We start from the raw sequence: 25,979 nt of genomic DNA on the forward strand, positions 1-25,979 counted from the left end.
CATGACCGCGCCCGACCTCCCGAACGGCGCGCTCAACATCGACAGCGCCGACCAGGCGGTGGCCTTCACCACCGCCCTGGTGGATCGCGCCCGGCGCCATCTCTGGATCCACAGCCGCCAGCTCGACCCCGGCCTGCTCGACGCCCCGCCCGTGCTCGAGGCCCTGCGCCGCTTCGCCACCGCCCGCCACGACAAGCAGGCCACCCTGCTCGTGCACGACGCCACCGCCATCGCCCAGGCCGGCTCGCCCCTGCTCGGCCTGATCCAGCGCCTGCCCACCGTGTTCCGCGTGCGCCAGGTCAGCGATCCCATCGACCGCGCCCTCGCCTCGGCCTGCTTGGTCAACGACGCCGGCGACTACTACTTTCGTCTGAGCGGCCTGCGCGTCGACGGCGAGGCCGGGTTGTCGCTGCCGGCACGTTCGCGGCCGTTGCAGGAAGGTTTGCAGCGCATATGGGAACGTTCGCGGGAATGTACCGAGCTGCGCGCACTGGGCTTCTAGTCCGGTTCCGGCAGCTGAACCTGTCTGGGAATGACACCGCAGGCCCGCCACGGGCCGTCGTGGTGCCCCTTCGTGTCCCGATGGGGGTACAATTTGGCCCGTTAGATACCGCCCGTGCAGGGCTATTCATCTTCCCTGCCGGATCATCGAAGCCCTACCCCACAAGCGAATCCGACCCTCCATCGTGGACAATCTACTGAAGCAGTTTGCGCAGTCTTCGCAGCTCGCCGGCGGCAACGCCTCCTATATCGAGGATCTGTACGAGCAGTACCTCGTTTCTCCGGACAGTGTCGATCCCAAATGGAAGACCTACTTCGACGGCTTCAAGGGCCGCGAAGCCGGTGACATTCCGCACTCGGCCGTCATCGCCCACATCGCCGACGCCGCCAAAAACGCGGTCAAGGGCGGCGGCAACTCCGGTGCCAGCGACGAACGCGAGCGCAATGTCGGTCGTCTGATCACCGCGTACCGTTCGCGCGGCCACCTCGACGCCCGCCTGGACCCGCTGGGCCTGGCCCAGGCCGTGAATTCGCCGGACCTGGACCTGCCGTTCCACAGCCTGTCCGAAGGCGACCTCAACGCCGAGTTCAGCACCGGCGGTGTCGGTGGCCAGCCGCGCATGAAGCTGCGCGACCTGCTCGCCCGCCTCAAGAAGACCTACACCGGCTCGATCGGTGCGGAATTCATGCACATCTCCGAGGTCGAGCAGCGCCAGTGGCTGTACCAGCGCCTGGAACTGGCCGGTGGCAACTACAGCCTGGACGCCGACACCCAGCGCCGCACGCTGGAGCGCCTGACCGCCGCCGAAGGCCTGGAACGCTACCTGCACACCAAGTACGTCGGCCAGAAGCGCTTCTCGCTGGAAGGCGGCGACTCGTTGATCCCGATGATGGACACCATCATCCGTGACGCCGGCAAGGACGGGGTCAAGGACGTGGTGATCGGCATGGCCCACCGCGGCCGCCTCAACGTGCTGGTCAACACCCTCGGCAAGAACCCGCGCAAGCTGTTCGACGAGTTCGAAGGCAAGTTCGAGCACGACGAACACGCCTCGGCCGGCGACGTGAAGTACCACATGGGCTTCTCGGCCGACGTGGCCACCGACGGTGGCCCGGTCCACCTGGCGCTGGCGTTCAACCCGTCGCACCTTGAAATCGCCGACCCGGTCGTGGCCGGTTCCGTGCGTTCGCGCCAGGAGCGCCGCAAGGACACCGCCCGCAAGCAGGTCATGCCGATCCTCATCCACGGCGACGCGGCCTTCTCCGGCCAGGGCGTGGTCATGGAGCTGTTCCAGATGTCGCAGGCCCGCGGCTTTGCCGTCGGCGGCACCGTGCACATCGTGGTCAACAACCAGGTCGGTTTCACCACCTCCAACCCGGAAGACACCCGTTCGACCCGTTACGCCACCGACGTCGCCAAGATGATCGCCGCGCCGGTGCTGCACGTGAACGGCGACGATCCGGAAGCCGTGGTGTTTGCGTCGAAGCTGGCCTTCGAATTCCGCCAGCGCTTCGCCAAGGACGTGGTCATCGACCTGATGTGCTACCGCCGTTGGGGCCATAACGAAGCCGACGAACCGGCGATCACCCAGCCGCTGATGTACCAGGTGATCCGCAAGCACCAGACCACCCGCGAGCTGTACGCCGCGCAGCTGGAACAGGCCGGCGTGATCGCCGCCGGTGCCGGCAAGGCGATGGTCGATGCCTACCGCGAGAAGCTGGACGCCGGCGAAGTCACCACCGAACTGGCCAAGGTCGAAAAGACCCCGCCGAGCAGCGCGCTGTTCGTCGACTGGCCCAAGCTGCTGGAAGGCAAGCTGTCCGACCCGGTCTCGACCAAGGTCGACCCGGCCAAGCTGAGGGCGCTGGCCGAGCTGATCAACACCGTGCCGGCCGAAGTGGAACTGCACTCGCGCGTGGCCAAGGTCTATGACGACCGCCGCAAGATGGCCGCCGGCGAAATCCCGGGCGACTGGGGCTTTGCCGAGAACCTGGCTTACGCCACCCTGCTCGACGAAGGCCACGCGCTGCGCCTGGTCGGCCAGGACGTGGGCCGCGGTACGTTCACCCACCGCCACGCGATCCTGCACGACCAGAAGACCGACAACTACTACCTGCCGCTGCGGCAGCTGGTGGACTCCCCGGAGAAGGCCAGCATCATCGACTCGCTGCTCAGCGAAGAAGCGGTGATGGCCTATGAGTACGGCTTCTCGACCACCGATCCCAACACCCTGTGCATCTGGGAAGGCCAGTTCGGCGACTTCGCCAACGGCGCCCAGGTGGTGATCGACCAGTTCATCGCCGCCGGCGAAGCCAAGTGGGGCCGCATCACCGGCCTGACCCTGCTGCTGCCGCATGGCTATGAAGGCCAAGGCCCGGAACACAGCTCGGCGCGCCTGGAGCGCTTCCTGCAGCTGTGCGCGCTGGAGAACATGCTGGTGGTGGTGCCGTCGACCCCGGCGCAGGCCTTCCATATGCTGCGTCGCCAGCTGCACCTGACCACCCGCAAGCCGCTGGTGGTGATGTCGCCCAAGTCGCTGCTGCGCCACAAGCTGGCCGTGTCGAGCCTGGACGAGCTGGCCAACGGCGAGTTCCAGCACCTGATCGGCGACGCCAACGCAGACGCCAAGAAGGTCAAGCGCGTGGTGCTGTGCTCGGGCAAGGTCTACTACGACCTGCTCGAAGACCAGACCAAGCGCGGCCAGGACGACGTGGCGATCATCCGCGTGGAACAGCTGTACCCGTTCCCGCGTGCGCTGCTGGCCGCCGAACTGAAGAAGTACGGCAAGGCCACCGACGTGGTGTGGACGCAGGAAGAACCGCAGAACCAGGGTGCGTGGTACCAGATCCGCCACCACCTGCAGTTCTGCCTGGCCGATGGCCAGAACCTGCACTACGCCGGTCGCGCGCGTTCGGCCTCCCCGGCCGCCGGTCACATGGCCGACCACATCATCGAACAGCAGAAGCTGGTCGCCGATGCACTGGTCAACCCGTTCAACGACGCGGTCGCTGAATAACTTTCCCTCATTCCAGAAAAGACAAACCAGGAAGCCCCCGCATGGCCACCGAAGTCAAAGCCCCGGTACTGCCCGAATCCGTCGCCGACGGCACCATCGCCACCTGGCACAAGAAGGTTGGCGACGCCGTCAAGCGCGACGAAAACCTGCTCGACCTGGAAACCGACAAGGTCGTCCTGGAAGTGCCGTCGCCGGTTGATGGCGTGCTGAAGGAAATCAAGTTCGAAGTGGGCGCCACCGTGACCTCCAGCCAGGTCGTGGCGGTGATCGAGGAAGGCGCCGTGGCTGCTGCCCCGGCCCCGGCCGCTGAAGCCCCGAAGGCCGAAGCCGCTGCCCCGGCCGCTGCTGCCCCGGCGGCTGCCGCTGCCCCGGCACCGGCCTCGAAGTCGGCTGCCGACGCGCTGCCCCCGGGCGCGCGTTTCAGCGCCATCACCGAAAACGTGAACCCGGCCGACGTCGACGGCACCGGCCGTCGCGGCGCGGTGACCAAGGAAGACATCGTCAACTTCGCCCGCAACGGCGGCGCCGGCAAGTCCGGTGGTGCCCGTCCGGAAGAACGCGTGCCGATGACCCGCATCCGCAAGCGCATCGCCGAACGCCTGATGGAGTCCAAGAACTCCACCGCCATGCTGACCACCTTCAACGAAGTCGACCTGTCCAAGGTGTCGGCCGCGCGCAAGGACCTGCAGGACGAGTTCGTCAAGGCGCACGGCATCAAGCTGGGCTTCATGAGCTTCTTCGTGAAGGCCGCCGCCAACGCGCTGCAGCGCTTCCCGCTGGTCAACGCCTCGATCGACGGCGACGACATCATCTACCACGGCTACTCGGACATCTCGATCGCCGTGTCGACCGAGAAGGGCCTGGTCACGCCGGTGCTGCGCAACGTCGAGCGCATGTCGTTCGCCGACATCGAAAAGACCATCGCCGACTACGCCAAGAAGGCCCGTGACGGCAAGCTGAGCCTGGAAGAACTGCAGGGCGGCACCTTCACCGTGACCAACGGCGGCACCTTCGGTTCGCTGCTGTCCACCCCGATCATCAACCCGCCGCAGAGCGCCATCCTGGGCATGCACGCGATCAAGGAACGTCCGATCGCGCAGAACGGCCAGGTCGTGATCGCGCCGATGATGTACCTCGCCATGTCCTACGACCACCGCATCATCGACGGCAAGGATTCGGTGCAGTTCCTGGTGGACATCAAGAACCAGCTGGAAAACCCGGGCCGCATGCTGTTCGGCCTGTAAGACCTCCCGCCCCTCCGCGACCGCGCGGAGGGGTTCTGGTAAAGCATCAAGGAATTTTCAATGGCTGAACAATTCGACGTTGTCGTCATCGGTGCCGGCCCGGCCGGTTACCACGCCGCCATCCGCGCCGCGCAGCTGGGCCTGAAGACGGCCTGCATCGACGCTGCCCTGGGCAAGGATGGCAAGCCGGCGCTGGGCGGTACCTGCCTGCGCGTGGGTTGCATTCCGTCCAAGGCGCTGCTGGACTCCTCGCGCCAGTTCTGGAACATGGGCCACATCTTTGGCGACCATGGCATCAGCTTCAAGGATGCCAAGATGGACGTCGAGGCGATGGTTGGCCGCAAGGACAAGATCGTCAAGCAGTTCACCGGTGGCATCGCCATGCTGTTCAAGGCGAACAAGGTCGCGGCGTACTACGGCTTCGGTGAACTGCAGCCGGGCAACGTGGTCAAGGTCACCCAGCACGACGGCGACGTGGTCGAGCTCAAGGGCACCAACGTGATCATCGCCGCCGGTTCGGACTCGATCGAACTGCCGTTCGCCAAGTTCGACGGCGAGACCATCGTCGACAACGTCGGCGGCCTGGACTTCACCGAAGTGCCGGCCCGCCTGGCGGTGATCGGTGCCGGCGTGATCGGCCTGGAACTGGGCAGCGTGTGGAAGCGCCTGGGTGCCGAAGTGACCATCCTGGAAGCGCTGCCGACCTTCCTGGCTGCTGCCGATGCCGAAGTGGGCAAGGTTGCCGCCAAGGAATTCAAGAAGCAGGGCCTGGACATCCGCCTGGGTGCCAAGGTCTCCAAGGCCGAAGTGACCGGCAAGGGCAAGAAGAAGGAAGTCGCCCTGACCTACACCGACGCCGAAGGCGAGAAGAGCCTGGTGGTGGACAAGCTGCTGGTGGCCGTGGGCCGTCGCGCCGCAACCAAGGGCCTGCTGGCCGAAGGGACCGGCGTCAAGGTCAACGAGCGTGGCCAGATCGAAGTGGACGAGCACTGCCACACCGGCGTCAACGGCGTGTGGGCGGTCGGCGACTGCGTGCGCGGCCCGATGCTGGCGCACAAGGGCTTCGAGGAAGGCATCGCGGTGGCCGAGCTGATCGCGGGCCTGCCGGGCCACGTCAACATGGACACCATTCCGTGGGTCATCTACACCGAGCCGGAGCTGGCCTGGGTCGGCAAGACCGAAGAGCAGCTCAAGGCCGAAGGCATTCCGTACAAGGCCGGCAGCTTCCCGTTCGCCGCCAACGGCCGTGCCGTGGCGATGATCGAACCGGCCGGTTTCGTGAAGGTGCTGGCGCACGCTGAAACCGACCGCATCCTCGGCATGCACCTGGTTGGCGCGAACGTGTCCGAACTGGTCCACGAAGGCGTGCTGACCATGGAGTTCAGCGGCTCGGCCGACGACCTGGCCCGCATCTGCCACGCGCACCCGTCGCTGTCGGAAGTGGTCCACGACGCCGCCATGGCCGTAAGCAAGCGCGCCATCCACAAGGCCAACTGACCGGCCCTGGCGTGACGCAACGAAAAACCCCGCCTCGGCGGGGTTTTTTGTGGGTTACGCAGCGACGGGGCGACCGCCGCCGAGCAGGCGTGCGGGCAACATCAATACAGCGCCCAGGAACGCGAACAGCGCCGAGAACGTGATCCCGACCAGCCGGAACGGCAGGCTCAGCAGCCACACGAACGGCCAGGCCAGCAGGGCCAGGATCGCCAGCGGCCAGCACAGCACGAACAGCAGGCACCACACGCCGAGCGCGAACAGGGTCTTCATGACGGTCTCCAGGCGGCACCTTGCCGCGTGGGACCAGCGTGCCGCCCTGCCCCACCCGGTTCAACCGGTTTGCGACGAAACGCCGGATTCGCCGACGAACCCTTATTCGAACGAACCCACCGAATCGTGCGACAGGTTGTCGAACCGGGTGTACTCGCCGAAGAACTTGAGCTTGCACGAGCCGGTCGGGCCGCCTCGGTGCTTGCCGATGATGATCTCGGCCAGGCCCTTGTCCGGGGAATTTTCCTTGTTGTAGTAGTCGTCGCGGTAGATGAACACGATCATGTCCGCGTCCTGCTCGATTGCGCCGGATTCGCGAAGATCGGCCATCACCGGGCGCTTGTCGGTTCGCGTTTCCAGCGAGCGGTTGAGCTGGGAGAGCGCGATCACCGGCACGTTGAGCTCCTTGGCCAGACCCTTGAGCGAGCGCGAGATTTCCGAGATTTCGGTCGCGCGGTTCTCGCTGTTGCCCGGCACGCTCATCAGCTGCAGGTAATCGATCACGATCAGCCCGAGGTCGTGCTCGCGCTTGAGCCGGCGGCACTTGGAACGCAGGATCTCCGGCGACACACCCGGGGTGTCGTCGATGAAGATCTTGGTTTCCTTCAGCATGCGGATCGCGCCGGTGACGCGGCTCCAGTCCTCGTCTTCCAGCTGGCCGGTACGCAGGCGCTGCGCGTTGATGCGGCCGTTGGAGGAAATCAGGCGCATCGCCAGCTGCGAGGCCGACATTTCCATCGAGAACACCGCCACGCCCTTCTTGGACTTGATCGCGGCGTATTCGGCGATGTTCAGCGCGAAGGTGGTCTTGCCCATGGCCGGACGCGCGGCCAGGATGATCAGGTCGGTCGGCTGCAGGCCCGAGGTCATCGCATCGAAGTCGGCGTAGCCGGTCGGCAGGCCGGTGATGTTGCCGCCGTTTTCGAAGCGGTTGCGCAGCTCTTCGAAGGCGTCCTTCAGCGCGCCGGGCATCGCCACGAAATCGGTGCGGCCGCGGGCACCCTGCTCGGCAATGGCGAACACCGACTTTTCCGCCGCCGACAGCAGCTCGCTGCTCTCACGGCCCTCGGGCTGGAAGCCGTCGTTGACGATGTCGGTGCCGACCTGGATCAGCTGGCGCAGCACGGCCTTGTCGCGCACGATCTCCGCGTAGGCGGCGATGTTGGCGGCGGACGGCGTGGTGCTGGCGAGTTCGATCAGGTAGGCGCCGTCGCCGACCAGCTCCATCTTGCCCTGCGACTCGAACCACTCGCCCAGGGTCACCGCGTCGAACGGGCGGTCGCGTTCGGACAGCTCGCGGATCGCGCGGTAGATGGTCTGGTGGTCGCGCCGGTAGAAGTCGGTTTCGGTCAGCTGGTCGTTGACCCGGTCGTAGCTTTCCGGGGCCAGCATCAGGCCGCCCAGCACCGCCTGTTCGGCCTCGATCGAATGCGGCGGCACGCGCAGCGCGTCGATGCGCATCTCGTCGCGATCAAAGCGGTCACCGCGGTCTTTGCGGTCGGAACGGAAGCCGGAGCGGGCGGACATGGCGGAGTGATTCCATTTTGGTGCGTAAGACAGGGTTGCACGCCGCGACCCCCGCAACAAGAACGGATAACCTGTGGATAACCGGTGGATGCATTGGGGATAGGGCGTTAGCGCACGGCTGTTGGTCGTGCGCCGGGCCGCCATTATCGCACGCGCGCCCCGCCGGGATTACCCAGCCGTGTGGGTGGCGATGAACGCCAGGAACTTGTCGGTGAAGGACCTCAGGAAGTCGCGGGTACCTTCGTTGCTGATCGCGCCGTGCTCGTCGATCAGGCCTTCCTTGAAGTGGATGAACGCCTCCGGCTGCCCCAGCACCGGCATGTCCAGGTAGGCCAGCACGTTGCGCAGGTGCTGCTGGGCCAGTGCGGTGCCGATCGCGCCGATGGAGGCACCGATCACCGCTGCGGGCTTGCCGGCGAAGGCACTGTGGCCGTAGGGACGCGAGCCCAGGTCGATGGCGTTCTTGAGCACGCCGGGGATCGAGCGGTTGTACTCGGGGGTGACGAACAGGACCGCGTCGGCCTTGCGGATCTGGTCCTTCAGGCGCAGGCCTTCGGCCGGGTAATCCTTGTCGAAGTCCTGGTTGTAGAGCGGCAGGTCGCCGATCTGCACGTACTCGAAGGTCGCCTTGCCGGCGACCAGTTTTTCCAGCGCGTGGGCCAGCGCCTGGTTGTGCGAGCCCTTGCGCAGGCTGCCGACGAGGACGGCGATGGTGGGGTTGGCCATGGGTGTCTCCGTTCGAAGGGGAACGGTCAGCGTATGGCGGGGTGGCGTTGGATGTGGTGAAGGTAGGGGTGCCTGCGTGGCCAGCGTTCCCAAGGACACGCATGGCGTGTCGCTACGCGTAGAGACACGCCATGCGTGTCCCACGCCATGCCCGTCACGCGCGCGAAACCCCCGCCCGCACCTGCTTCCAATGCGCCTGCCAGGCCTGGAACATCAACACGTTCCACAGGTGCGTGTGCCACTTGCGCTCGCCGTTCTTGAACCGCGCCCACAGCGGCGCCACCGCGTTCACGTTGAACACGCCTTCGGCGGCCAGCCGCGCCGGGTCCAGCAGTTCATCGGCCCAGCCGCGCAGGTCGCCCTTCAACCAGGCGCTCACCGGCGCGCCGAACCCGCGCTTGGGCCGGTGCACCATGTCCTGCGGCACGTACCGGCCCAGTACCCGCTTGAGCAGGTACTTGCTGACCCCATCGCGCTGCTTCATGCCCAGCGGCAGCGACCAGGCGAACTCGGCCACGCGCCAGTCCAGCAGCGGCGCGCGTGCTTCCAGGCTGACCGCCATGCTGGTGCGGTCGACCTTGCACAGCAGGTCGTCCGGCAGGTAGGTGCTGAAATCAGCCAGCATCATCGCGTCGGCCGGCGAACCGGCGCCGTGCAGCGGGTCGGCCAGGTCGTAGAAGCTGCCCGCGCCGCGCGCACCGATCACCGCCGCGACCGGGTCGCGCCAGCGCGAAATGCGGTTGCGGTACACGTCGCCAATGCCGCGCGCGCCGGTTTCGGCCAGCAGCGCGGCCAGCCCGCCGGTGCGCGAGGACTCGCCCTGGGTGTGCGCATGCGCGGCCATCCAGCGCCGCAGCGGCGCCGGCACCCGGCCCAGCATCGTCCAGTTGCGCAGGGCGCGCTGGTAGCGGCTGTAGCCGAAGAACAGCTCATCGCCACCGTCGCCCGACAGCGCCACCGTCACCGCACTGCGCGCCAGCTTTGCCACCAGTGCGGTCGGCACCTGCGAGGCGTCGGCGAAGGGTTCGTCGAACATCGCCGGCAGGTCCGGCACCACCGCCAGCGCGTCGGCGCCGCTGACGTACAGTTCGGTGTGATCCGTGCCCAGGTGCCCGGCCAGCGCCTTGGCCAACGGCGCCTCGTCGTGGTCGGAGCCTTCGAAGCCGATGCTGAAACTGTGGATCGGACTGGACGACTGCGACTGCATCAGCGCCGCCACCACCGACGAATCGGTGCCGCCGGACAGGAACACCCCGACCGGCACGTCGGCCACCATGCGCAGCCCGACCGCGTCGCGCAGCACGGTGTCGAGCTGGTTTTCGGCCTCCTCGTCGCTGCCCAGGAACGGCTGCGCCAATGCCTGCTGCATGCGCTCGCGCGCATTCCAGAACGGCAGCTGCTGCTGGTCCGGGCGGTGCGCGGCCGCGCCGGCGGCCACCGCCGCCGCATCCAGCCGCAGCACGCGGCCCGGCATCAGCTTGAAGCAGCGCTCGTGGATGCAGTGCGGCGCGGGAATGTAGTCCAGCCGCAGCAGCAGGGTCAGCGCGTCGCGGTCGATGTCGTTGTCGAAGTCCGGGTGCTGCCACAGCGCCTTCAGCTCGGAGCCGAACACCAGCGTGTCGCCGGCCCAGCCGTAGTACAGCGGTTTCTTGCCGACCCGGTCGCGGGCCAGCCACAGGCACTGTTCGGCGCGGTCCCACAGGGCGATGGCGAACATGCCATTGGCCCGCTGCAGGGTGTCGTCGAAGCCCCACGCCACGAACGCCGCCAGCAGCACCTCGGTGTCGGAATGACCCCGGAACACGTGGCCCAGGCCCTCCAGCTCCCGCCGCAGCGCGGCGAAGTTGTAGACCTCGCCGTTGTAGGCCAGCACGTAGCGGCCATCATCCGAGGCCATCGGCTGGTGGCCCAGCGGCGACAGGTCGAGGATGCTCAGGCGGCGGTGCGCCAGCGCGATACCGCTGGCCGCATCGGCCCACACCCCGCTGTCATCCGGCCCACGGTGCAGCAGGGCATCGCCCATGCGGCGTGCCTGCTGTTCCAACGCGGCCTGCTCCCGTCCCGGAGCGGCCAGCAACATTCCTGCCAGTCCACACATGCGTCAAAGGTCCTGCGCCAACACCCGCGCGGCGCTTACCACCGCATTGTCGCTTGGAAGCACGCACAATGCTGCCCCTGCCAGCGGCGTGTAGGTGTCGGCGCCGCACACGCGCTGCAGCGGCAGGTGGCCCAGCCCGGCTTCGACCAGCGCGGTGATGATGCCCTCGCCCACCCCGGCGCTGTGCCGGCCTTCGTCGACCACCAGCACCCGGCGCGCGTCGGCGGCCTGTTCGGCAATGAAGCCGGCATTGAGCGGCACCAGCCAGCGCAGGTCGACCACGCGTACCTGCCAGCCGAGTTCGGCCTCGATGCTGCGCGCAGCGCGCAGGCTCATCGGCACGCCGTTGCCGTAGGTGAATATCACCAGGTCGCTGGCCTCGGCCGCGTACACCCGCCCCTCGCCCAGCACCAGCGCCTGGTCCGGTTCGGGGTACGGGAACAGCCACTGGCCATCGCCCGGGGCGTGCAGGTCCTTGCTCATGTACAGCGCGATCGGTTCCAGGAACACTGCCACGCGTCCATCGACCCGGGCCAGCGCCGCCAGCGTGCGCAGCATCATTGCCGCATCGTCGCCGCGCGAGGGACAGCCCACCACCAGCCCGGGAATGTCGCGCAGCGCGGCGATCGAGTTGTCGTTATGGAAGTGGCCGCCGAAGCCCTTCTGGTAGCCCAGCCCGGCAATGCGGACCAGCATCGGGTTGCGGTACTGGTCATTGGAGAAGAACTGCAGCGAACAGGCTTCGCCACGCAGCTGGTCGGCGGCGTTGTGCAGGTAGGCCAGGTACTGGATCTCCGGGATCGGCAGCATGCCCAGGTTGGCCAGGCCCTGGGCCATGCCCAGGATCATGGTTTCGTCCAGCAGCGTGTTGAACACCCGGCGCGGACCGAACGCTTTCAGCAGGCCCTTGCTGACCGTGTACACGCCGCCCTTCTGCGCCACGTCTTCGCCGAACAGCAGCGCGCTGGGGTATTTGCACAGCAGGTCATGCAGGGCCTGGTTGATCTGCACCGCCAGGTGGCGCGGCGGTTGCCGTTCGGGCAGTTGCGCGGCGCTGCCGAACGCGGCCTCGCGCGCGGCGGCGCCTGGCACCCGACGGGCCTCGGCATCCACCGCCGCCGGCGTGTACGGCGCGAGCGGCGCCATGATCTCGGCCAGCGCGGCCAGCTTCGGCCGCTGGTCGGCCGCCTCGGCCGCAGCGAAACAGCGCGCGCGCATCGCCTCGTAGCGCTCCTGCAGCAGCGCCGGGGTCATCCAGCCCGACTCCAGCGCGATCCGCGCCGAGCGCAGCAGCGGGTCGGCCGCTTCGGCCGCGCACAGCTCCGGCAGCGGCCGCCATTCGATCTCGAAGTCGGTACCGGCATGGCCCATCAAGCGGGTCGTGCGCAGGTGCAGGAAGGTCGGTCGACGGGTGCGCCGGCAGTGCTCCAGCGCGCGTTGCACCTGGTCGTGGCCGCTGGCCAGGTCCAGGCCATCGGCGAAGAAGTAGTCCAGCCCCGGGCGATGGCGGAAGCTTTCGGCAATCCAGCCCTCGGGGGTCTTCACCGAGATGCCGATGCCGTTGTCTTCGCAGACGAACAGGATGGGCGCCGGCAGCTTCTGGTAGGCGGCCCAGGCTGCCGTGTTGAAGGCGGTCTGCGCGGTGGCATGGTTGGCCGAGGCGTCCCCGAACGAGCAGATCACCACGCTGTCGTCGGGGATCGGCAATGCGTGCCCGATCCGGCGCGCAGTCTCGATGGCCATCGCCGTGCCCAGCGCCTTCGGCAGGTGCGAGGCAATGGTGGAGGTCTGCGGCAGCACCCACAGCGGCTTGCTGCCCCACACCTTGTGGCGGCCGCCGCTGGCGGGGTCGTCGCGGCTGGCCGCGAACGACAGCGCCGCGTCCATCACCGGGTCCATGTCCGGCAGCTGGCGGAAGCGCTCGGCCATGAACGCACCGGAGCGGTAGTGCAGGAAGGCCGGATCGGTATGCCGGGCCAGCCGCGCCACCAGCGCGTTGCCTTCGTGGCCGGAGGAGCCGATGGTGTAGAAGACCTTGTTCTGGACGCGCAGCACGCGCGCCATCAGGTCCAGGTGGCGGCTGGCCAGCTGCGATTCGAACAGCGCGTCGAAGCCCTGCGCGTCCAGCGTGCTGCCCGGCAGGATCGGCGCGCCGGGGTCGGGACGCGGCGCGGCGGGGCTGTCCCAGTGCTGCACGAACTCGATGAAGTTGGCGTCGCAGATCTCGGCCCGGTTGAGGCCTTTCATGCGCGCGGGAATCGGATCGGGGACCACGGCCACCATGCACTACCCTCCAGCTGAGCCGAACGGACGGACCGGGCGAGCATGGCGGCAAGCGGTGCGGGTTGCCAAGCGCGGGTGCAGCATGCGGAAACGCAACAGGCCGGCGATGTGCCGGCCTGTTGCGGGGTGTTTCGTTTGCCCGGCCGCCGTTACCGGGTGGTCGTATCCAGGGCGGCGGTCTGGGTGACCAGCTGGCCATCCACCACCGGCAGGCGGTCGCTGGCCGGCTTGTTGGCCATCTTGACCGTCTTTTCGACGCCGTCGTAGCGGTAGGTGACGTTGTAGCCGGTCACCGCGTTGGTGGTGCCCATGGCGATGCGGTTGCCCGGCTTGCTGGCCATGCGCATGGTGCCGGTGGTGCCGTCTTCATTGCGGTAGGTCACGTTGTAACCGGTGACCTTGGTCGACTCGGAGGTCGCCGTTTCGGTGTGGCACTGGCGCTCGGTGCGGTTGACCACGCGGCCACCGACGTGGCGCTTGTCGACCTGGTTGCCGATCATGCCGCCAGCGACGGCGCCGGCCGCGGTGGCTGCCTTGCGGCCGTTGCCGCCGCCGACCTGGTTGCCGAGCAGGCCGCCGATGACCGCACCGGCCACGGTGCCGCCGACGTTGCCGTCGCGCTCGGGCAGGCGCTCCTGCACCACCACGTCTTCGCAGACTTCATGCGGGGTCTGGGTGGTGGAGGTCTCGCGCACCGGCTCGGTGCCGATCACGGTGGCGTAGGCCTTTTCCTTCTGGGTCAGCGGATCGACCTTGACCACGTCGGCGTACTCCAGGCGACCGGCCTTGTCCACGGCCAGGTCGTCGGTGCGGGCACCGTCGTCGGCCAGCGGCGTGGTGTCGATGGTCGGGTGGGTCGGATTCGCGGTGACCGGGTCGGCGGAAGTACCGCTCTTCATGAAGGCGGCGGTGGCGATGCCGCCGACCAGCAGGGCGCCTGCGGCGACCAGGGCAGTAGTAGTTGTGCTCTTCATTTCCGTCTCCCTGCGGACGATCCGCAACGTTCTTGATGCGGATTCCAGCATGCCATTGCTGAACGGTATCTCCACATGACGCATACACCGCTGTAACCCATTCAGGTTCTGTGCGAGAGAGGCTCGTGATAGCGTTTACAGCATCTGTCGAGGAGGTCACACAATGCCGGGTCCCCTGCTGCTGCCGGTGATGTCGTGGGCGCAGAAGCTGCGTTATCCCACGCTGTTCAAGGTCACGGCCGCGTTGTTTGCGATTACGTTGTTCATTCCCGATCCGGTGCCGTTCGTGGACGAGATCCTGTTCGGCCTGGGCACGTTGCTGCTGGCCAACTGGAAGCGCCGCAGCGACACCCTGCCCCCGCGCCTGGACCGCCACGACGCGTGAACCTGTTTGACAGCCACTGCCATCTGGACGCCGACGAGTTCGATAACGACCGCGCGCAGGTCATTTCGCGCGCGCAGGCTGCGGGCGTCCACGCGCAGGTACTGCCGGCGGTGACCGCCGCCAGCTGGCCCAAGCTGCGCGAAACCGCCCGGATGGCCGAGGGCCTGTACCCGGCCTATGGCCTGCACCCGATGTTCCTGGACCAGCACCGGCCAGAGCACCTGGACCAGCTGCGCGAGTGGATCGTCCGCGAGAAACCCTGTGCGGTGGGTGAGTGCGGGCTGGACTTCTACGTGGACGGCCTGGATGCCGAGCAGCAGCAGTTCTACTTCGACGGGCAGCTGCGCATCGCGCGCGAGTTCGACCTGCCGGTGATCGTGCATGCGCGCCGCGCCGTGGATGCGGTAATTGCCGCAATCAAACAGGTAGGCGGGTTGCGCGGGGTGATCCACAGCTTCCCGGGCAGCCCGGAGCAGGCTGCGCAGCTGCACAAGCTGGGCTTCCTGGTCGGCCTGGGCGGCCCGTTGACCTACGACCGCGCCCAGAAGCTGCGCCGTCTGGTGGCGCAGCTGCCGTTGGAGCAGCTGCTACTGGAAACGGACGCGCCGGACCAGCCGGATGCGGGCATCCGTGGGCAGCGCAACGAGCCGGCGCGTTTGACGGTGATTGCTGAGACAGTGGCAGGGTTGCGCGGTGAGGCGGTGGAGGCGATCGCGGAACAGACGACCGAGAATGCAAGGCGGTTGTTCGGTCTCGCGTAGCGACACGCCATGCGTGTCCCACGTCGTGCGGGGCATCCCGCGGGACACGCGCGGCGTGTCGCTACGCGGGTACGACGTAGCGCGCGGTTACGCCGTAACCGTTTTTTTCTTCAGCAACATCTCCAGCGCCTTCCCCACCGCCGCGAACGCAAACGCGCCGGTGATATGCGTCGCCGCCCCCAATCCCGCCCCACAATCCAGCTTCAACGCCGCGTCCGCCCCCAACTGCGGACGCAGCCCACACACAGTCCCATCGGCCTGCGGGTACTTCACGTTCTCCAGCGAGTACACCGCCGGCACGCCGAAGTAGCGCGAGGCGTTCTTCGGAAAGTTGAAGTCGCTGCGCAGCTTCTTGCGGATCAGCGCCAGCATGGCGTCGTGCTCGGTGCGCGACACATCACGAATCCGCACCAGGGTCGGGTCGGTACGCCCACCGGCGGCGCCGACGGTCAGGATCGGCAGCTTGCGGCGGCGGCACCAGGCGATGGTTTCCACCTTGACCCGGAAGCTGTCGCAGGCATCGATCACCAGGTCGAAGTCGCGGTCGAGCAGTTCGACCATGTTGGACACGGTCAGGAACGAGGCGATCGCATCGACTTCGATGTCCGGGTTGATCGCGCGGCAGCGCTCGGCCATCGCCTCGGCCTTGTTGCGGCCGTACTGCCCGGCCAGTGCCGGCAGCTGGCGGTTGGTGTTGGAGACGCAGATGTCGTCGGCATCGATCAGGGTCAGGTGGCCCACCGCCGTGCGTGCCAGCGCTTCCACCACCCACGAGCCGACCCCGCCCATGCCGACCACCGCCACCCGGCGGCGCGACAGCTGGTCCACGGTGCCTGCCCCATACAACCGGTCGATGCCGGCAAAGCGTTCGCGCAATACGTCGTTCATGGCGTCCATTTTAGACGGCCCGGGGTCGGCGATGTACGGGCGCCCTGCGCGGCGGGTAGGATGCAGCGAGCCACCCACAAGGACGCCACGCCATGAACACCCCCACCCGCCGCCCGTCTGCCGCCTACCGCTACCTGTTCGTCGCCGGGCTGGGCCTGATCGTGGGCATCGTCGCTACGGTGATGGTCTCGCGTGCGATCCAGGCGCGGCAGGACCCGTTCCCGGACAGCCTGATGCACGTGATGCAGCGCCAGGTCGACCTGCTCGGCGACGCGCAGGCGCAGAACCGCTGCAGCCTGGCCGACAGCGTGCCGCGCCTGCAGACGCTGCGTTCGCTCTCCAACGACATGGACATCGCCTTCCCGGACATGCGCGACAACGCGCAGTTCCAGCAGCATGCCAGTGGCCTGCGCGCGACCCTCAACACTGCCCTGGCGAGCCCGCCCACCGACTGCGCGGCGATGGGCACGCTGGTGGAGAAGATCAAGACCAACTGCCAGGCCTGCCACCAGGATTTCCGCTGATTCATCTGCCAGCCACGATGTGAGGGTCGGATTGGCGCCCTGTTCACGCAGGACCCGACAGGATCGGCGCCATGCGACCCACACGGAGTACCACCATGAAGATCCAACTCATTGCTGCAGCTGCCATCGCGACCCTCGGCCTGGCCGGCTGCGCCACCTCGCCCGGCTATGGCGGGGGCGGCTACAACAGCGGTTACAACAACAGCGGCTACAACAACGGTGGCAACTACAACACCAACCGCTGCGCCGACTGCGGCATCGTGACCCGGATCAACCAGGTAGCCTCGGGCCGCAGCGCGCCGAGCGCGACCGGTGCGATCCTGGGCGGCATCGTGGGCGCGGTGGCCGGCCATGAGATCTCCGACCACACCGGCGGCAGCAAGGGCAACCAGAACGTCGCCGCCGCTGCAGGCGCCGTGGGTGGCGCGTTGGCCGGCAACCAGATCCAGAAGAACGTCACCAGCGACACCTTCGACATCACCGTGCGCATGGACGACGGCCGCACCGTGGTGGTCAACCAGCGCGACCTGGGCGGGATCCGCGAGAACACCTACGTGCGCGTGGTCAACGGCCGGGTGGTCATCCGCTGAGGCCTGGCGTCCGGCCCCTGCTGGAAAGAAGAAGGCCCGCTTGCGCGGGCCTTCTTCGTTACCACGCGTGCGCGGTGGCCGGCCGGATCAGACCGGCTGGACCTTGTCGGCCTGCAGGCCCTTCTGGCCCTGCACGACTTCGAAGCTCACCGACTGGCCTTCCTTGAGGCTCTTGAAACCCTGGGTTTCAATCGCGCGGAAGTGCACGAATACATCTTCACCGTTCTGGCGGCTGATGAAGCCAAAGCCCTTGGCGTCATTGAACCACTTCACAGTACCCTGCTCACGATCAGCCATCTCACTTACTCCCTGGTATCTCTGCTTTGTCGTTGGATACGCCTTTGCGGGCGGCTGACAGCAAGGGGGAAGCGAGGTGCATCGATGGAGCGGATCTGGAAGACCTACCATCATCAGGCCACGATCCACGGTGACCTTGCCAAGCTCAGCGACTGCAACTTAACCCGGGCAAAATCAAAAAGCAACTGGCATATTCCACAAATGTCAACCCAAATTCGGCAAACATACGGCACAGCATGGACCCTTCATTCATCTTTTACCTGATCGCGGTGCTGCTGGTCCTGGTCGGCATTGCCGGCATCGTGCTGCCTGCCCTGCCCGGCATTCCGCTGGTGTTCGCCGGGCTGCTGGTCGCGGCCTGGGGCGACGGCTTCGTGCATGTGGGCTGGGTGCCGCTGACGGTGCTGGGCCTGCTGACCCTGGCCTCGTTCGCGGTGGACGTGATCGCCACCATGGTGGGCGCCAAGCGGGTCGGCGCCAGCAGCAAGGCGCTATGGGGGACCTTCATCGGCAGCATCGTCGGACTGTTCTTCATGCCGATCGGGCTGTTCGTCGGCCCGCTGGCCGGCGCCCTGCTCGGCGAGTACTGGCATACCCGCGAACTCGGCCGCTCGACCAAGGTCGGGCTGGCCACCTGGCTGGGCATCCTGCTCGGGCTTGCGCTGAAGCTGGCGCTGGTGATCACGATGCTGGGCATCTTCGCGTTTGCCTGGTGGTTCTGATGTGCGGCGACTTCACGCCGCGCGCACGGGGGGCACCGGCATAAACGCGCTGAAACCGTCACGCGCGTCGTTTCGTGCGCTGGCGGGAATCCGGGGCAGCCGCCACACTGTTCCGGCTCTCCCCTCATTCATCGGCCCGTCCCCATGACCCACCGCCCCCGTTCGGCCCTGTTCTCCGCCCTGGCCCTGGCAACCGCGAGCCTGCCCGTGGCCGCACAGGAGGCCTCGCCGACTCCGGCAACGCCGGAGGCCTGTTCGCAGGTGAGCACCGACGCGGCGCGCCTGGCCTGCTACGACAAACTGTTCCGGCCGACCGCGGAAACCACCCAGGCCGCCGACGCAGCCGCGATTGCCGCCAAGCAGGAGCGGCGCGAGGAACGCGCGGCGGCGCGCACGCCCGACGCCCCGGCCACCGAACGGGTCAAGCAGCGGGTCGGCGAGGTGTTCAAGAACGACGGCCACAACGCCGCGCTGGCCAACGCTGGCAAGGGCTCGCTGCTGGACAGCCGCTGGGAACTGGCGCAGGACTCCAAGCTGGGCGCCTTCCAGCTGCGGGCCTACAAGCCGGTGTACCTGCTGCCCGCGTTCTGGACCAGCGACAAGAACCAGATGCCGCAGTCGCCGAACCCGGACAATACGGTGACCACGCCGCAGCAGCTGGACAGCAACGAGCTGAAGTTCCAGCTGAGCTTCAAGACCAAGGTGTGGGAGAACGTGTTCGGGGACAACGGCGACATCTGGGCCGGGTACACCCAGAGTTCGCGCTGGCAGGCCTACAACGCCGACAACTCGCGCCCGTTCCGCGAAACCAATTACGAGCCGGAAATCATGATGATGTTCCGCAACGGCTACTCCATCGGTGGCTGGCGTGGGCGCATGAGCGGACTCAGCCTGACCCACATGTCCAACGGCCGCGCCGATCCGTTGTCGCGCAGCTGGAACCGGGTGATCGCCACCATAGGCCTGGACCGCGAGAACTGGGCGCTGGTGCTGCGCCCGTGGTACCGCCTGCCGGAAGACCGCGAAGACGACAACAACCCGGACATCGAGGATTACATGGGCCGCGGCGACGCGACCCTGACCTGGAACCGCAACGGGCACGAAGTCTCGCTGATGGCGCGGCATTCGCTGCGCGGCGGCGACCGCTCGCATGGCGCGCTGCAGCTGGATTACGGCTTCCCGATCAGCAACCTGCTGCGCGGGCACGTGCAGGTCTTCGACGGGTATGGCGAGAGCATGATCGATTACAACCACAAGGCCACGTATGTGGGCGTGGGCGTGTCGTTGCTGGAGTGGTATTGAGGTTACGGTGCAGCCACGCAGGGCGTGGCTCTACCGGGTGATTATGTCCAGTCGCTGATCCCCTCGCGCCGATACACATCGGCAAAGGCCGACCGCGCCTTCATGTGGTCTGCAAACGCCTTCAACACCGGCCACGAATCACTCGGTCGGGGCATGTTGCGCGACCAGCGCATCAGCATCACCAGCATGAAATCGACCACGCTCAGGCGCTCGCCCAGCACGTACGGCCCGTTGTTCTCAAGGTGCTCGGCCATCTGCTGCCAGGCCGCCTCGAGCTGTTGTCGGGCCATGGCACGGGTGGCCTCGGTATTGGCCTCGCCGGCCGGCTCACTGGCGTAGAACCACGCCCGGTATGCCGGCTGCAGCGTATTGGCGCACCAGAACATCCAGCGATAGGCCTGGCCGCGTTCCGGCGTCCCCGGTGCCGGCAGCAGCCCGGCCTGCGGGTGCAGGTCGGCCAGGTGCAGGGCGATTGCCGCCGCTTCGGTGAATACCTGCCCATCGATGACCAGGGTCGGCACCCGCCCGGCCGGATTGAGCGCCAGGTAATCGGCGCCCTTCTGCTCGCGCGTATCGAAATCCAGCAGCACCAGTACGTGCTCGATGCCCAGCTCGATCAACAGCCAATGCACCACCAGCGAGGCGGTGCTGGACGATCCATACAGCGTGGTGGCCATGTGCGGCGCCTGCAGTCGGGAAACCCCGATTATGCCTGCGCCGCAACGCTCCGCAGGGCGGACCTCAGGCCACGACCACCGGAATGGCGCCGATACGGGCCTGCCACTCGCGCGGGCCGGTGATGTGCACCGATTCGCCGGTGGAATCGACCGCCACGGTCACCGGCATGTCCTGCACGGTGAATTCGTAGATCGCTTCCATGCCGAGGTCGGCGAAACCCACCACCTTGGCCGCCTTGATCGCCTTGGAAACCAGGTAAGCCGAACCGCCGACCGCCATCAGGTAGGCCGACTTGTTGTCGCGGATCGCCTCGATCGCGGCCGGGCCGCGTTCGGCCTTGCCGACCATGCCGAGCAGGCCGGTCTGTTCCAGCACCTGGCGGGTGAACTTGTCCATGCGGGTGGCGGTGGTCGGACCGGCCGGGCCCACCACTTCGTCGCGCACCGGATCGACCGGGCCCACGTAGTAGATGAAGCGACCCTTCAGGTCGACCGGCAGCGGCTCGCCCTTGTTGAGCATGTCGACCATGCGCTTGTGCGCGGCGTCGCGGCCGGTGAGCAGCTTGCCGTTGAGCAGCAGGGTCTGGCCCGGCTTCCAGCTGGCCACGTCTTCCGGGGTGATGGTGTCCAGGTCGACCCGGGTGCCCTTGGAGGCGTCATAGGTGATCTGCGGCCAGTCTTCCAACGACGGCGGGTCCAGCATCACCGGGCCGCTGCCGTCCAGGGTGAAGTGGGCGTGGCGGGTGGCCGCGCAGTTGGGGATCATCGCCACCGGCAGGTTGGCGGCGTGGGTCGGGAAGTCCTTGACCTTGATGTCCAGCACCGTGGTCAGGCCGCCCAGGCCCTGCGCACCGATGCCCAGCGCGTTGACCTTGTCGTACAGCTCCAGGCGCAGTTCCTCGGCGCGGTTGGAGGCGCCGCGCGCCTTGAGTTCGTTGATGTCGATCGGCTCCATCAGCGATTCCTTCGCCAGCAGCATCGCCTTTTCGGCGGTGCCGCCGATGCCGATGCCAAGCATGCCCGGCGGGCACCAGCCGGCGCCCATGGTCGGCACGGTCTTGAGCACCCAGTCGACGATGGAGTCGGACGGGTTGAGCATGGCGAACTTGCTCTTGGCTTCGGAACCGCCGCCCTTGGCGGCGACGATCACCTCGACGTGGTTGCCGGGCACCACCTTGACGTTGACCACGCCCGGGGTGTTGTCCCTGGTGTTGACGCGCTTGCCGGCCGGGTCGGCCAGCACCGAGGCGCGCAGCTTGTTGTCCGGGTGGTTGTAGGCGCGGCGCACGCCTTCATTGGCCATGTCTTCCACGCCCATGGTGGCGTCGTCCCAGCGGACGTTCATGCCGATTTCCAGGAACACGGTGACGATGCCGGTGTCCTGGCAGATCGGGCGGTGGCCCTCGGCGCACATCCGCGAATTGATCAGGATCTGGGCCATCGCTTCCTTCGCGGCCGGCGACTCCTCGCGCTCGTAGGCGGCGGTGAGGCTCTTGATGTAGTCGACCGGGTGGTAGTACGAGATGTACTGCAGCGCGTCGGCGATGGACTGGATGAGGTCTTCCTGCTTGATCGATGTCACGTAATGCTCGCTTGCTCGGGGCTGGCGGGGGGTAAGCCGGCCATTTTACCCCCCGAAGCGCCGTAGTGCCGGCCGCCGGCCGGCTCCAGGCGGTGCCAGGCAGCACGGGGAGCCGGCCGCTGGCCGGCACGACCTGTCACAGGCGACTACCCTGCCCCGTCTGAGTAGGTGAAGATCCCCCATTCCCCTTTGGAGAAACCCATGTCCGCTTCCCCCCGCGTCCCCTATGCCCGCCTGGCCGCCGACGCCTTCAAGGGCCTGCTGGCCACCAGCAAGGCCGTGCATGACAGCTCGATCGACCCCACCCTGATGGAGCTGGTGTTCCTGCGCGTGTCGCAGATCAATGGCTGCGGCTACTGCATGGACATGCATGGCACCGCGCTGCGCAAGGGCGGGATCGAGCCGCGCAAGCTGGACACCCTGCCGGCCTGGCATGAGAGCCGGTTCTTCGACGCGCGCGAGAAGGCCGCCCTGGGCTGGGCGGAGGCCCTGACCCGGCTGAGCACGGCGGCGCCGTCGGACGCGGCGTTCGACGCACTGGCACCGCATTTCGATGAAAAGGGCATCAGCGACCTGAGCATGGGCATCGCAGTGATCAATGCCTGGAACCGGCTCGGCGCGGGGTTGTTGCCGCCACTGCCGTAAAGCGGGCCACAACCGGCCAAAACCGATCGACACGACGTAGTGCCGGCCGCTGGCCGGCTCCACGCAATCGCCGGCAGCACCAGGAGCCGGCCGGCGGCCGGCACTACGCGTCGACGGGGGCCGGTGCACAATGCTCCGCATGCCTCCTGCGCCTCCCCAGAAAAACCCGAGCCTGCGCGAGCGCTTCAAGGCGATGCGCAACCTGCCACCGTTCCTGCGCCAGGTCTGGCAGACCAGCCCGGCGCTGACCATGGCCAGCCTGGGCCTGCGCGTGATCCGCGCGCTGCTGCCGGTGGCGATGCTGTACGTGGGCAAGCTCATCATCGATGCCGCGCTGCTGCTGAGCCGGCACGACGCCGGCTTCCCACCGTTCGGGGAGGCGCTCTCCAGGGGGCTGCTCAATCCGCTGCTGGGCCTGCTGGCGCTGGAATTCGGCCTGGCGATCGCTTCGGACCTGCTCGGGCGCATCGTCAACTACGCCGACAGCCTGCTCTCGGAGCTGTTCACCAACGTCACCAGCGTGCGCCTGATGGAGCACGCCGCCGAGCTGGACCTGGAGGACTTCGAGGACCCGGACCTGCAGGACAAGCTGGACCGCGCCCGGCGCCAGACCATGGGCCGGATGAGCCTGATGAGCCAGCTGTTCGGCCAGGTGCAGGACGCGATCACCGTGGCCAGCCTGGCGGTCGGCCTGCTGGTGTACGCGCCGTGGCTGATCCTGCTGCTCGCGGTGGCGCTGGTGCCGGCGTTCATCGGCGAATCGCACTTCAACGCGGCCGGTTACAGCCTGAACTTCCAGTGGACCCCCGAGCGCCGCCAGCTCGACTACCTGCGCCAGATCGGCGCCAGCGTGGAAACGGCCAAGGAAGTGAAGATCTTCAACCTGCACCGGTTCCTGATCGACCGCTACCGGTTCCTGGCCGAGAAGTTCTTCCGCGCCAATCGCGCCCTCGCCCGCCGCCGCGCGTTCTGGGGTACGTTGCTGGCTGCACTGGGCACGCTGGGCTACTACACCGCCTACGCCTACATCGCGTGGCGCACCGTCCGCGGCGACTTTTCGATCGGCGACCTGACCTTCCTGGCCGGCAGCTTCCTGCGCCTGCGCCAGCTGCTGGAAGGCCTGCTGATCGGGTTCTCGCAGGTGGCCAGCCAAGCGCTGTACCTGGACGACCTGTACTCGTTCTTCGAGATCGAACCGGAGATCCATTCGCGCGCCGACGCGGTGCCGGTGCCGCAACCGATCACCTGCGGCTTCGTGTTCGAGAACGTGGGGTTCCGCTACCCGGATGCCGAGGCGTGGGCGGTTCGGCACCTGGATTTCGAGCTGCGCGCTGGCGAAGTACTGGCCCTGGTCGGCGAGAACGGCGCCGGCAAGACAACGCTGGTGAAGCTGCTGGCGCGGCTGTACGACCCTGACGAAGGCCGCATCCTGCTCGATGGGCGCGACCTGCGCGAGTACGACCTGGACGACCTGCGCGCCAACATGGGGGTGATCTTCCAGGACTTCGTGCGCTACAACCTGACCGCCGGCGAGAACATCGGGGTGGGCCTGGTCGAGGCGATGACCGACGATGCGCGCATCCGTGACGCGGCCCGGCGCGGCATGGCCGATGAGGTGATCGAAGGACTGCCACAGGGCTACGAGCAGCTGATCGGGCGCCGGTTCAAGCAGGGCGTGGACCTGTCCGGCGGGCAGTGGCAGAAGATCGCCATCGCGCGCGCCTACATGCGCGACGCGCAGGTGATGATCCTGGACGAACCCACCGCCGCGCTGGACGCGCGCGCCGAGTTCGAGGTGTTCCAGCGCTTCAAGGAGCTGTCCGACAACCGTACGGCGGTACTGATCTCGCACCGGTTCTCGTCGGTGAGGATGGCCGACCGGATCCTGGTGCTGGCCGAGGGCCGGCTGGAGGCCAGCGGCACCCACACAGAGCTGATGGCGCAGGGAGGGCGCTATGCCGAGCTGTTTGAACTACAGGCTGCCGGATACCGGTAAAAATGGCGTTTCGGGCCAGTCAATGAGAATTTATCTCATTTGAGCTAGAATACCCTCGACAACACAGATCAGACCCCACCCCCATGTCTTCCGCTTTTGGTGCCGAAACGGTGCTTGAAGTCCGTCACTGGACGGACGCCTACTTCAGCTTCACCACCACCCGCGACAGCGGTTTCCGCTTCGAGAATGGCCAGTTCGTCATGATCGGGCTGGAAACGGAGGCGCGGCCGCTGCTGCGTGCGTATTCCATCGCCAGCGCCAACTGGGAAGAGAACCTGGAGTTCTTCAGCATCAAGGTGCAGGACGGTCCGCTGACCTCGCGCCTGCAGGACATCAAGCCGGGCGACAAGGTGCTGGTCGGCAAGAAGCCCACCGGCACGCTGCTGATCAGCGACCTGCATCCGGGCAAGCACCTGTACCTGCTGGGCACCGGCACCGGCCTGGCGCCGTGGTTGTCGGTGATCAAGGACCCGGAAACCTACGAGCGCTTCGACAAGGTGATCCTCACCCACGGCGTGCGCTTCGAGAAGGACCTGGCCTACCGCGAGCTGTTCGAGAAGGAACTGCGCGAGCACGAGTTCCTGGGCGAGATGATCGGCGACAAGCTGCTGTACTACCCCGCCGTCACCCGTGAGCCGTTCCCGAACCAGGGCCGCCTGACCTCGCTGATGGAAAGCGGCGAGATGCAGCGCACGCTGGGCCTGCCGGAGCTGAACCCGGAAAACGACCGCGCGATGATCTGCGGCAGCCCGCAGATGCTGGCCGACCTGCGCCACGTGCTGGACGCGCGGGGTTTCCAGACCTCGCCGCGCATCGGCACGCCGGGGCATTACGTGTTCGAACGCGCGTTTGTAGAGAAGTAACCGGCGTTACCCCAATGCGGCCTCCACATCTCCGCGCAGGTTTTCCGGCTTGTCCGTAGGCGCGTAGCGTTCCAGCACGCGCCCATCGCGGCCGATCAGGAACTTGCTGAAGTTCCATTTGATCGCGCTCAGGCCAAGCAGGCCGTTTTTCTCCTTCTTGAGCCACGTCCACAGCGGGTGTGCGCCGTCGCCGTTCACCTCGATCTTCTCCGACAACGGGAAGTCCACTTCATAGGTCAGCGAGCAGAAGTTCCGAATCTCCTCGGCATTGCCCGGCTCCTGGTGGCCGAACTGGTCGCACGGGAAGCCGATCACCACCAGGCCGCGCTCGCGGTACTCCTTCCACAGGGTCTCCAGGCCTTCGTACTGTGGCGTGAAGCCGCACTTGCTGGCCACGTTCACCAGCAGCAGGGCTTTGCCGCGGTACTGCTCCAGCGGCTGCGGCTGGCCGTCCAGGTCCACGAACGAGAAGTCGAATGCGGTGGTCATGGTCGTGCTCCGGAAGGGGGATGGGGTGATTGTAGGTTCGAAACCCTCACCTACACATGCCTTTCGACACAAGCCCGGGGCCGTCACCACGGGTTAACCTCGGGCACTTGTCTGACCGGAG

Annotated in this window: 24 protein-coding genes; 13 read left to right on the forward strand and 11 right to left on the reverse strand. The window is 67.0% G+C overall.

Annotated elements, in window-relative coordinates; genetic code table 11:
- Position 1: 1 nt before the first annotated feature.
- From PDM28_RS12120 to lpdA, 4 genes are all read left to right on the forward strand, one after another.
- Entirely contained in the window at positions 2-502 is a 501-nt protein-coding gene (locus PDM28_RS12120) for a DUF7931 domain-containing protein (protein ID WP_311182209.1), read from the forward strand.
- A gap of 184 nt (positions 503-686) precedes the next feature.
- On the forward strand, positions 687-3,518 hold the full coding sequence (locus tag PDM28_RS12125) for a 2-oxoglutarate dehydrogenase E1 component (protein ID WP_311182210.1): 2,832 nt from the start codon (positions 687-689) through the stop codon (positions 3,516-3,518).
- Between the two features lie 41 nt (positions 3,519-3,559).
- Positions 3,560-4,762: a dihydrolipoyllysine-residue succinyltransferase gene (gene sucB, locus PDM28_RS12130; RefSeq protein ID WP_102944692.1), complete on the forward strand. Its 1,203-nt coding sequence runs from the start codon at positions 3,560-3,562 to the stop codon at positions 4,760-4,762.
- Positions 4,763-4,822: 60 nt separating this feature from the next.
- Complete coding sequence (lpdA, locus tag PDM28_RS12135) at positions 4,823-6,259, forward strand: dihydrolipoyl dehydrogenase (protein WP_311182211.1); 1,437 nt, start codon at positions 4,823-4,825, stop codon at positions 6,257-6,259.
- 54 nt (positions 6,260-6,313) lie between these two features.
- Here lpdA and PDM28_RS12140 read toward each other — a convergent pair whose 3' ends face one another.
- The 6 genes from PDM28_RS12140 to PDM28_RS12165 form a co-directional block, all read right to left on the reverse strand.
- Positions 6,314-6,529, reverse strand: coding sequence for a hypothetical protein (locus PDM28_RS12140; RefSeq protein WP_070209277.1), 216 nt, complete (start codon positions 6,527-6,529; stop codon positions 6,314-6,316).
- Positions 6,530-6,631: 102 nt separating this feature from the next.
- Complete coding sequence (locus tag PDM28_RS12145) at positions 6,632-8,056, reverse strand: replicative DNA helicase (RefSeq protein WP_311182213.1); 1,425 nt, start codon at positions 8,054-8,056, stop codon at positions 6,632-6,634.
- A 168-nt stretch (positions 8,057-8,224) separates the two neighbouring features.
- A complete protein-coding gene (locus PDM28_RS12150) occupies positions 8,225-8,782 on the reverse strand; it encodes an NADPH-dependent FMN reductase (protein WP_311182215.1) in 558 nt (185 codons plus the stop codon).
- A gap of 154 nt (positions 8,783-8,936) precedes the next feature.
- Positions 8,937-10,880 carry an asparagine synthase (glutamine-hydrolyzing) gene (asnB, locus tag PDM28_RS12155; RefSeq protein WP_311182216.1) on the reverse strand — a complete coding sequence of 648 codons (1,944 nt, stop codon included), beginning with the start codon at positions 10,878-10,880 and terminating at the stop codon, positions 8,937-8,939.
- 3 nt (positions 10,881-10,883) lie between these two features.
- The gene (locus PDM28_RS12160) at positions 10,884-13,163 is read right to left on the reverse strand and encodes a thiamine pyrophosphate-dependent enzyme (protein WP_311182217.1); all 2,280 of its coding nucleotides are present in this window, start codon (positions 13,161-13,163) and stop codon (positions 10,884-10,886) included.
- Between the two features lie 149 nt (positions 13,164-13,312).
- The gene (locus tag PDM28_RS12165; RefSeq protein ID WP_311182218.1) at positions 13,313-14,137 is read right to left on the reverse strand and encodes a glycine zipper 2TM domain-containing protein; all 825 of its coding nucleotides are present in this window, start codon (positions 14,135-14,137) and stop codon (positions 13,313-13,315) included.
- Positions 14,138-14,300: 163 nt separating this feature from the next.
- Between PDM28_RS12165 and PDM28_RS12170 the strand changes: the two genes are divergently transcribed.
- Together PDM28_RS12170 and PDM28_RS12175 are read left to right on the forward strand one after the other, a co-directional pair.
- A complete protein-coding gene (locus PDM28_RS12170; RefSeq protein ID WP_102944684.1) occupies positions 14,301-14,522 on the forward strand; it encodes a DUF6116 family protein in 222 nt (73 codons plus the stop codon).
- Positions 14,519-15,283 carry a TatD family hydrolase gene (locus PDM28_RS12175; protein ID WP_311182219.1) on the forward strand — a complete coding sequence of 255 codons (765 nt, stop codon included), beginning with the start codon at positions 14,519-14,521 and terminating at the stop codon, positions 15,281-15,283. The genes PDM28_RS12170 and PDM28_RS12175 overlap by 4 nt, the downstream gene beginning before the upstream one ends.
- Before the next feature lie 87 nt (positions 15,284-15,370).
- Here the strand turns inward: PDM28_RS12175 and PDM28_RS12180 are convergent, their stop codons facing one another.
- Positions 15,371-16,171, reverse strand: coding sequence for a tRNA threonylcarbamoyladenosine dehydratase (locus PDM28_RS12180; protein ID WP_311182220.1), 801 nt, complete (start codon positions 16,169-16,171; stop codon positions 15,371-15,373).
- A 92-nt stretch (positions 16,172-16,263) separates the two neighbouring features.
- Here PDM28_RS12180 and PDM28_RS12185 point away from each other — a divergent pair, with 92 nt between their 5' ends.
- A complete protein-coding gene (locus PDM28_RS12185) occupies positions 16,264-16,695 on the forward strand; it encodes a cytochrome c (RefSeq protein ID WP_102944682.1) in 432 nt (143 codons plus the stop codon).
- A 95-nt stretch (positions 16,696-16,790) separates the two neighbouring features.
- Positions 16,791-17,285, forward strand: coding sequence for a glycine zipper 2TM domain-containing protein (locus PDM28_RS12190; RefSeq protein WP_102944681.1), 495 nt, complete (start codon positions 16,791-16,793; stop codon positions 17,283-17,285).
- 87 nt (positions 17,286-17,372) lie between these two features.
- Here the strand turns inward: PDM28_RS12190 and PDM28_RS12195 are convergent, their stop codons facing one another.
- Positions 17,373-17,582: a cold-shock protein gene (locus PDM28_RS12195; RefSeq protein ID WP_070208491.1), complete on the reverse strand. Its 210-nt coding sequence runs from the start codon at positions 17,580-17,582 to the stop codon at positions 17,373-17,375.
- A 236-nt stretch (positions 17,583-17,818) separates the two neighbouring features.
- On the opposite strand from PDM28_RS12195, the gene PDM28_RS12200 reads away from it, so the two are divergent.
- Both PDM28_RS12200 and PDM28_RS12205 read left to right on the forward strand, forming a co-directional pair.
- Positions 17,819-18,304, forward strand: coding sequence for a DUF456 domain-containing protein (locus PDM28_RS12200; protein ID WP_311182221.1), 486 nt, complete (start codon positions 17,819-17,821; stop codon positions 18,302-18,304).
- Between the two features lie 144 nt (positions 18,305-18,448).
- Entirely contained in the window at positions 18,449-19,606 is a 1,158-nt protein-coding gene (locus tag PDM28_RS12205; protein ID WP_311182222.1) for a phospholipase A, read from the forward strand.
- A gap of 41 nt (positions 19,607-19,647) precedes the next feature.
- Here PDM28_RS12205 and PDM28_RS12210 read toward each other — a convergent pair whose 3' ends face one another.
- Both PDM28_RS12210 and PDM28_RS12215 read right to left on the reverse strand, forming a co-directional pair.
- Complete coding sequence (locus PDM28_RS12210; protein ID WP_311182223.1) at positions 19,648-20,283, reverse strand: glutathione S-transferase family protein; 636 nt, start codon at positions 20,281-20,283, stop codon at positions 19,648-19,650.
- A gap of 64 nt (positions 20,284-20,347) precedes the next feature.
- Complete coding sequence (locus PDM28_RS12215) at positions 20,348-21,865, reverse strand: fumarate hydratase (RefSeq protein ID WP_311182224.1); 1,518 nt, start codon at positions 21,863-21,865, stop codon at positions 20,348-20,350.
- 201 nt (positions 21,866-22,066) lie between these two features.
- Here PDM28_RS12215 and PDM28_RS12220 point away from each other — a divergent pair, with 201 nt between their 5' ends.
- From PDM28_RS12220 to PDM28_RS12230, 3 genes are all read left to right on the forward strand, one after another.
- Positions 22,067-22,510: a carboxymuconolactone decarboxylase family protein gene (locus tag PDM28_RS12220; protein ID WP_311182225.1), complete on the forward strand. Its 444-nt coding sequence runs from the start codon at positions 22,067-22,069 to the stop codon at positions 22,508-22,510.
- 139 nt (positions 22,511-22,649) lie between these two features.
- Positions 22,650-24,506: an ABC transporter ATP-binding protein gene (locus PDM28_RS12225; protein ID WP_311182226.1), complete on the forward strand. Its 1,857-nt coding sequence runs from the start codon at positions 22,650-22,652 to the stop codon at positions 24,504-24,506.
- Between the two features lie 83 nt (positions 24,507-24,589).
- Positions 24,590-25,369: a ferredoxin--NADP reductase gene (locus tag PDM28_RS12230; protein ID WP_311182227.1), complete on the forward strand. Its 780-nt coding sequence runs from the start codon at positions 24,590-24,592 to the stop codon at positions 25,367-25,369.
- 6 nt (positions 25,370-25,375) lie between these two features.
- Here the strand turns inward: PDM28_RS12230 and PDM28_RS12235 are convergent, their stop codons facing one another.
- A complete protein-coding gene (locus PDM28_RS12235) occupies positions 25,376-25,858 on the reverse strand; it encodes a glutathione peroxidase (RefSeq protein ID WP_311182229.1) in 483 nt (160 codons plus the stop codon).
- Positions 25,859-25,979 lie beyond the last annotated feature (121 nt).

It is taken from the genome of Stenotrophomonas aracearum, assembly GCF_031834615.1.
GTDB classification, from domain to species: Bacteria; Pseudomonadota; Gammaproteobacteria; order Xanthomonadales; family Xanthomonadaceae; genus Stenotrophomonas; species Stenotrophomonas aracearum.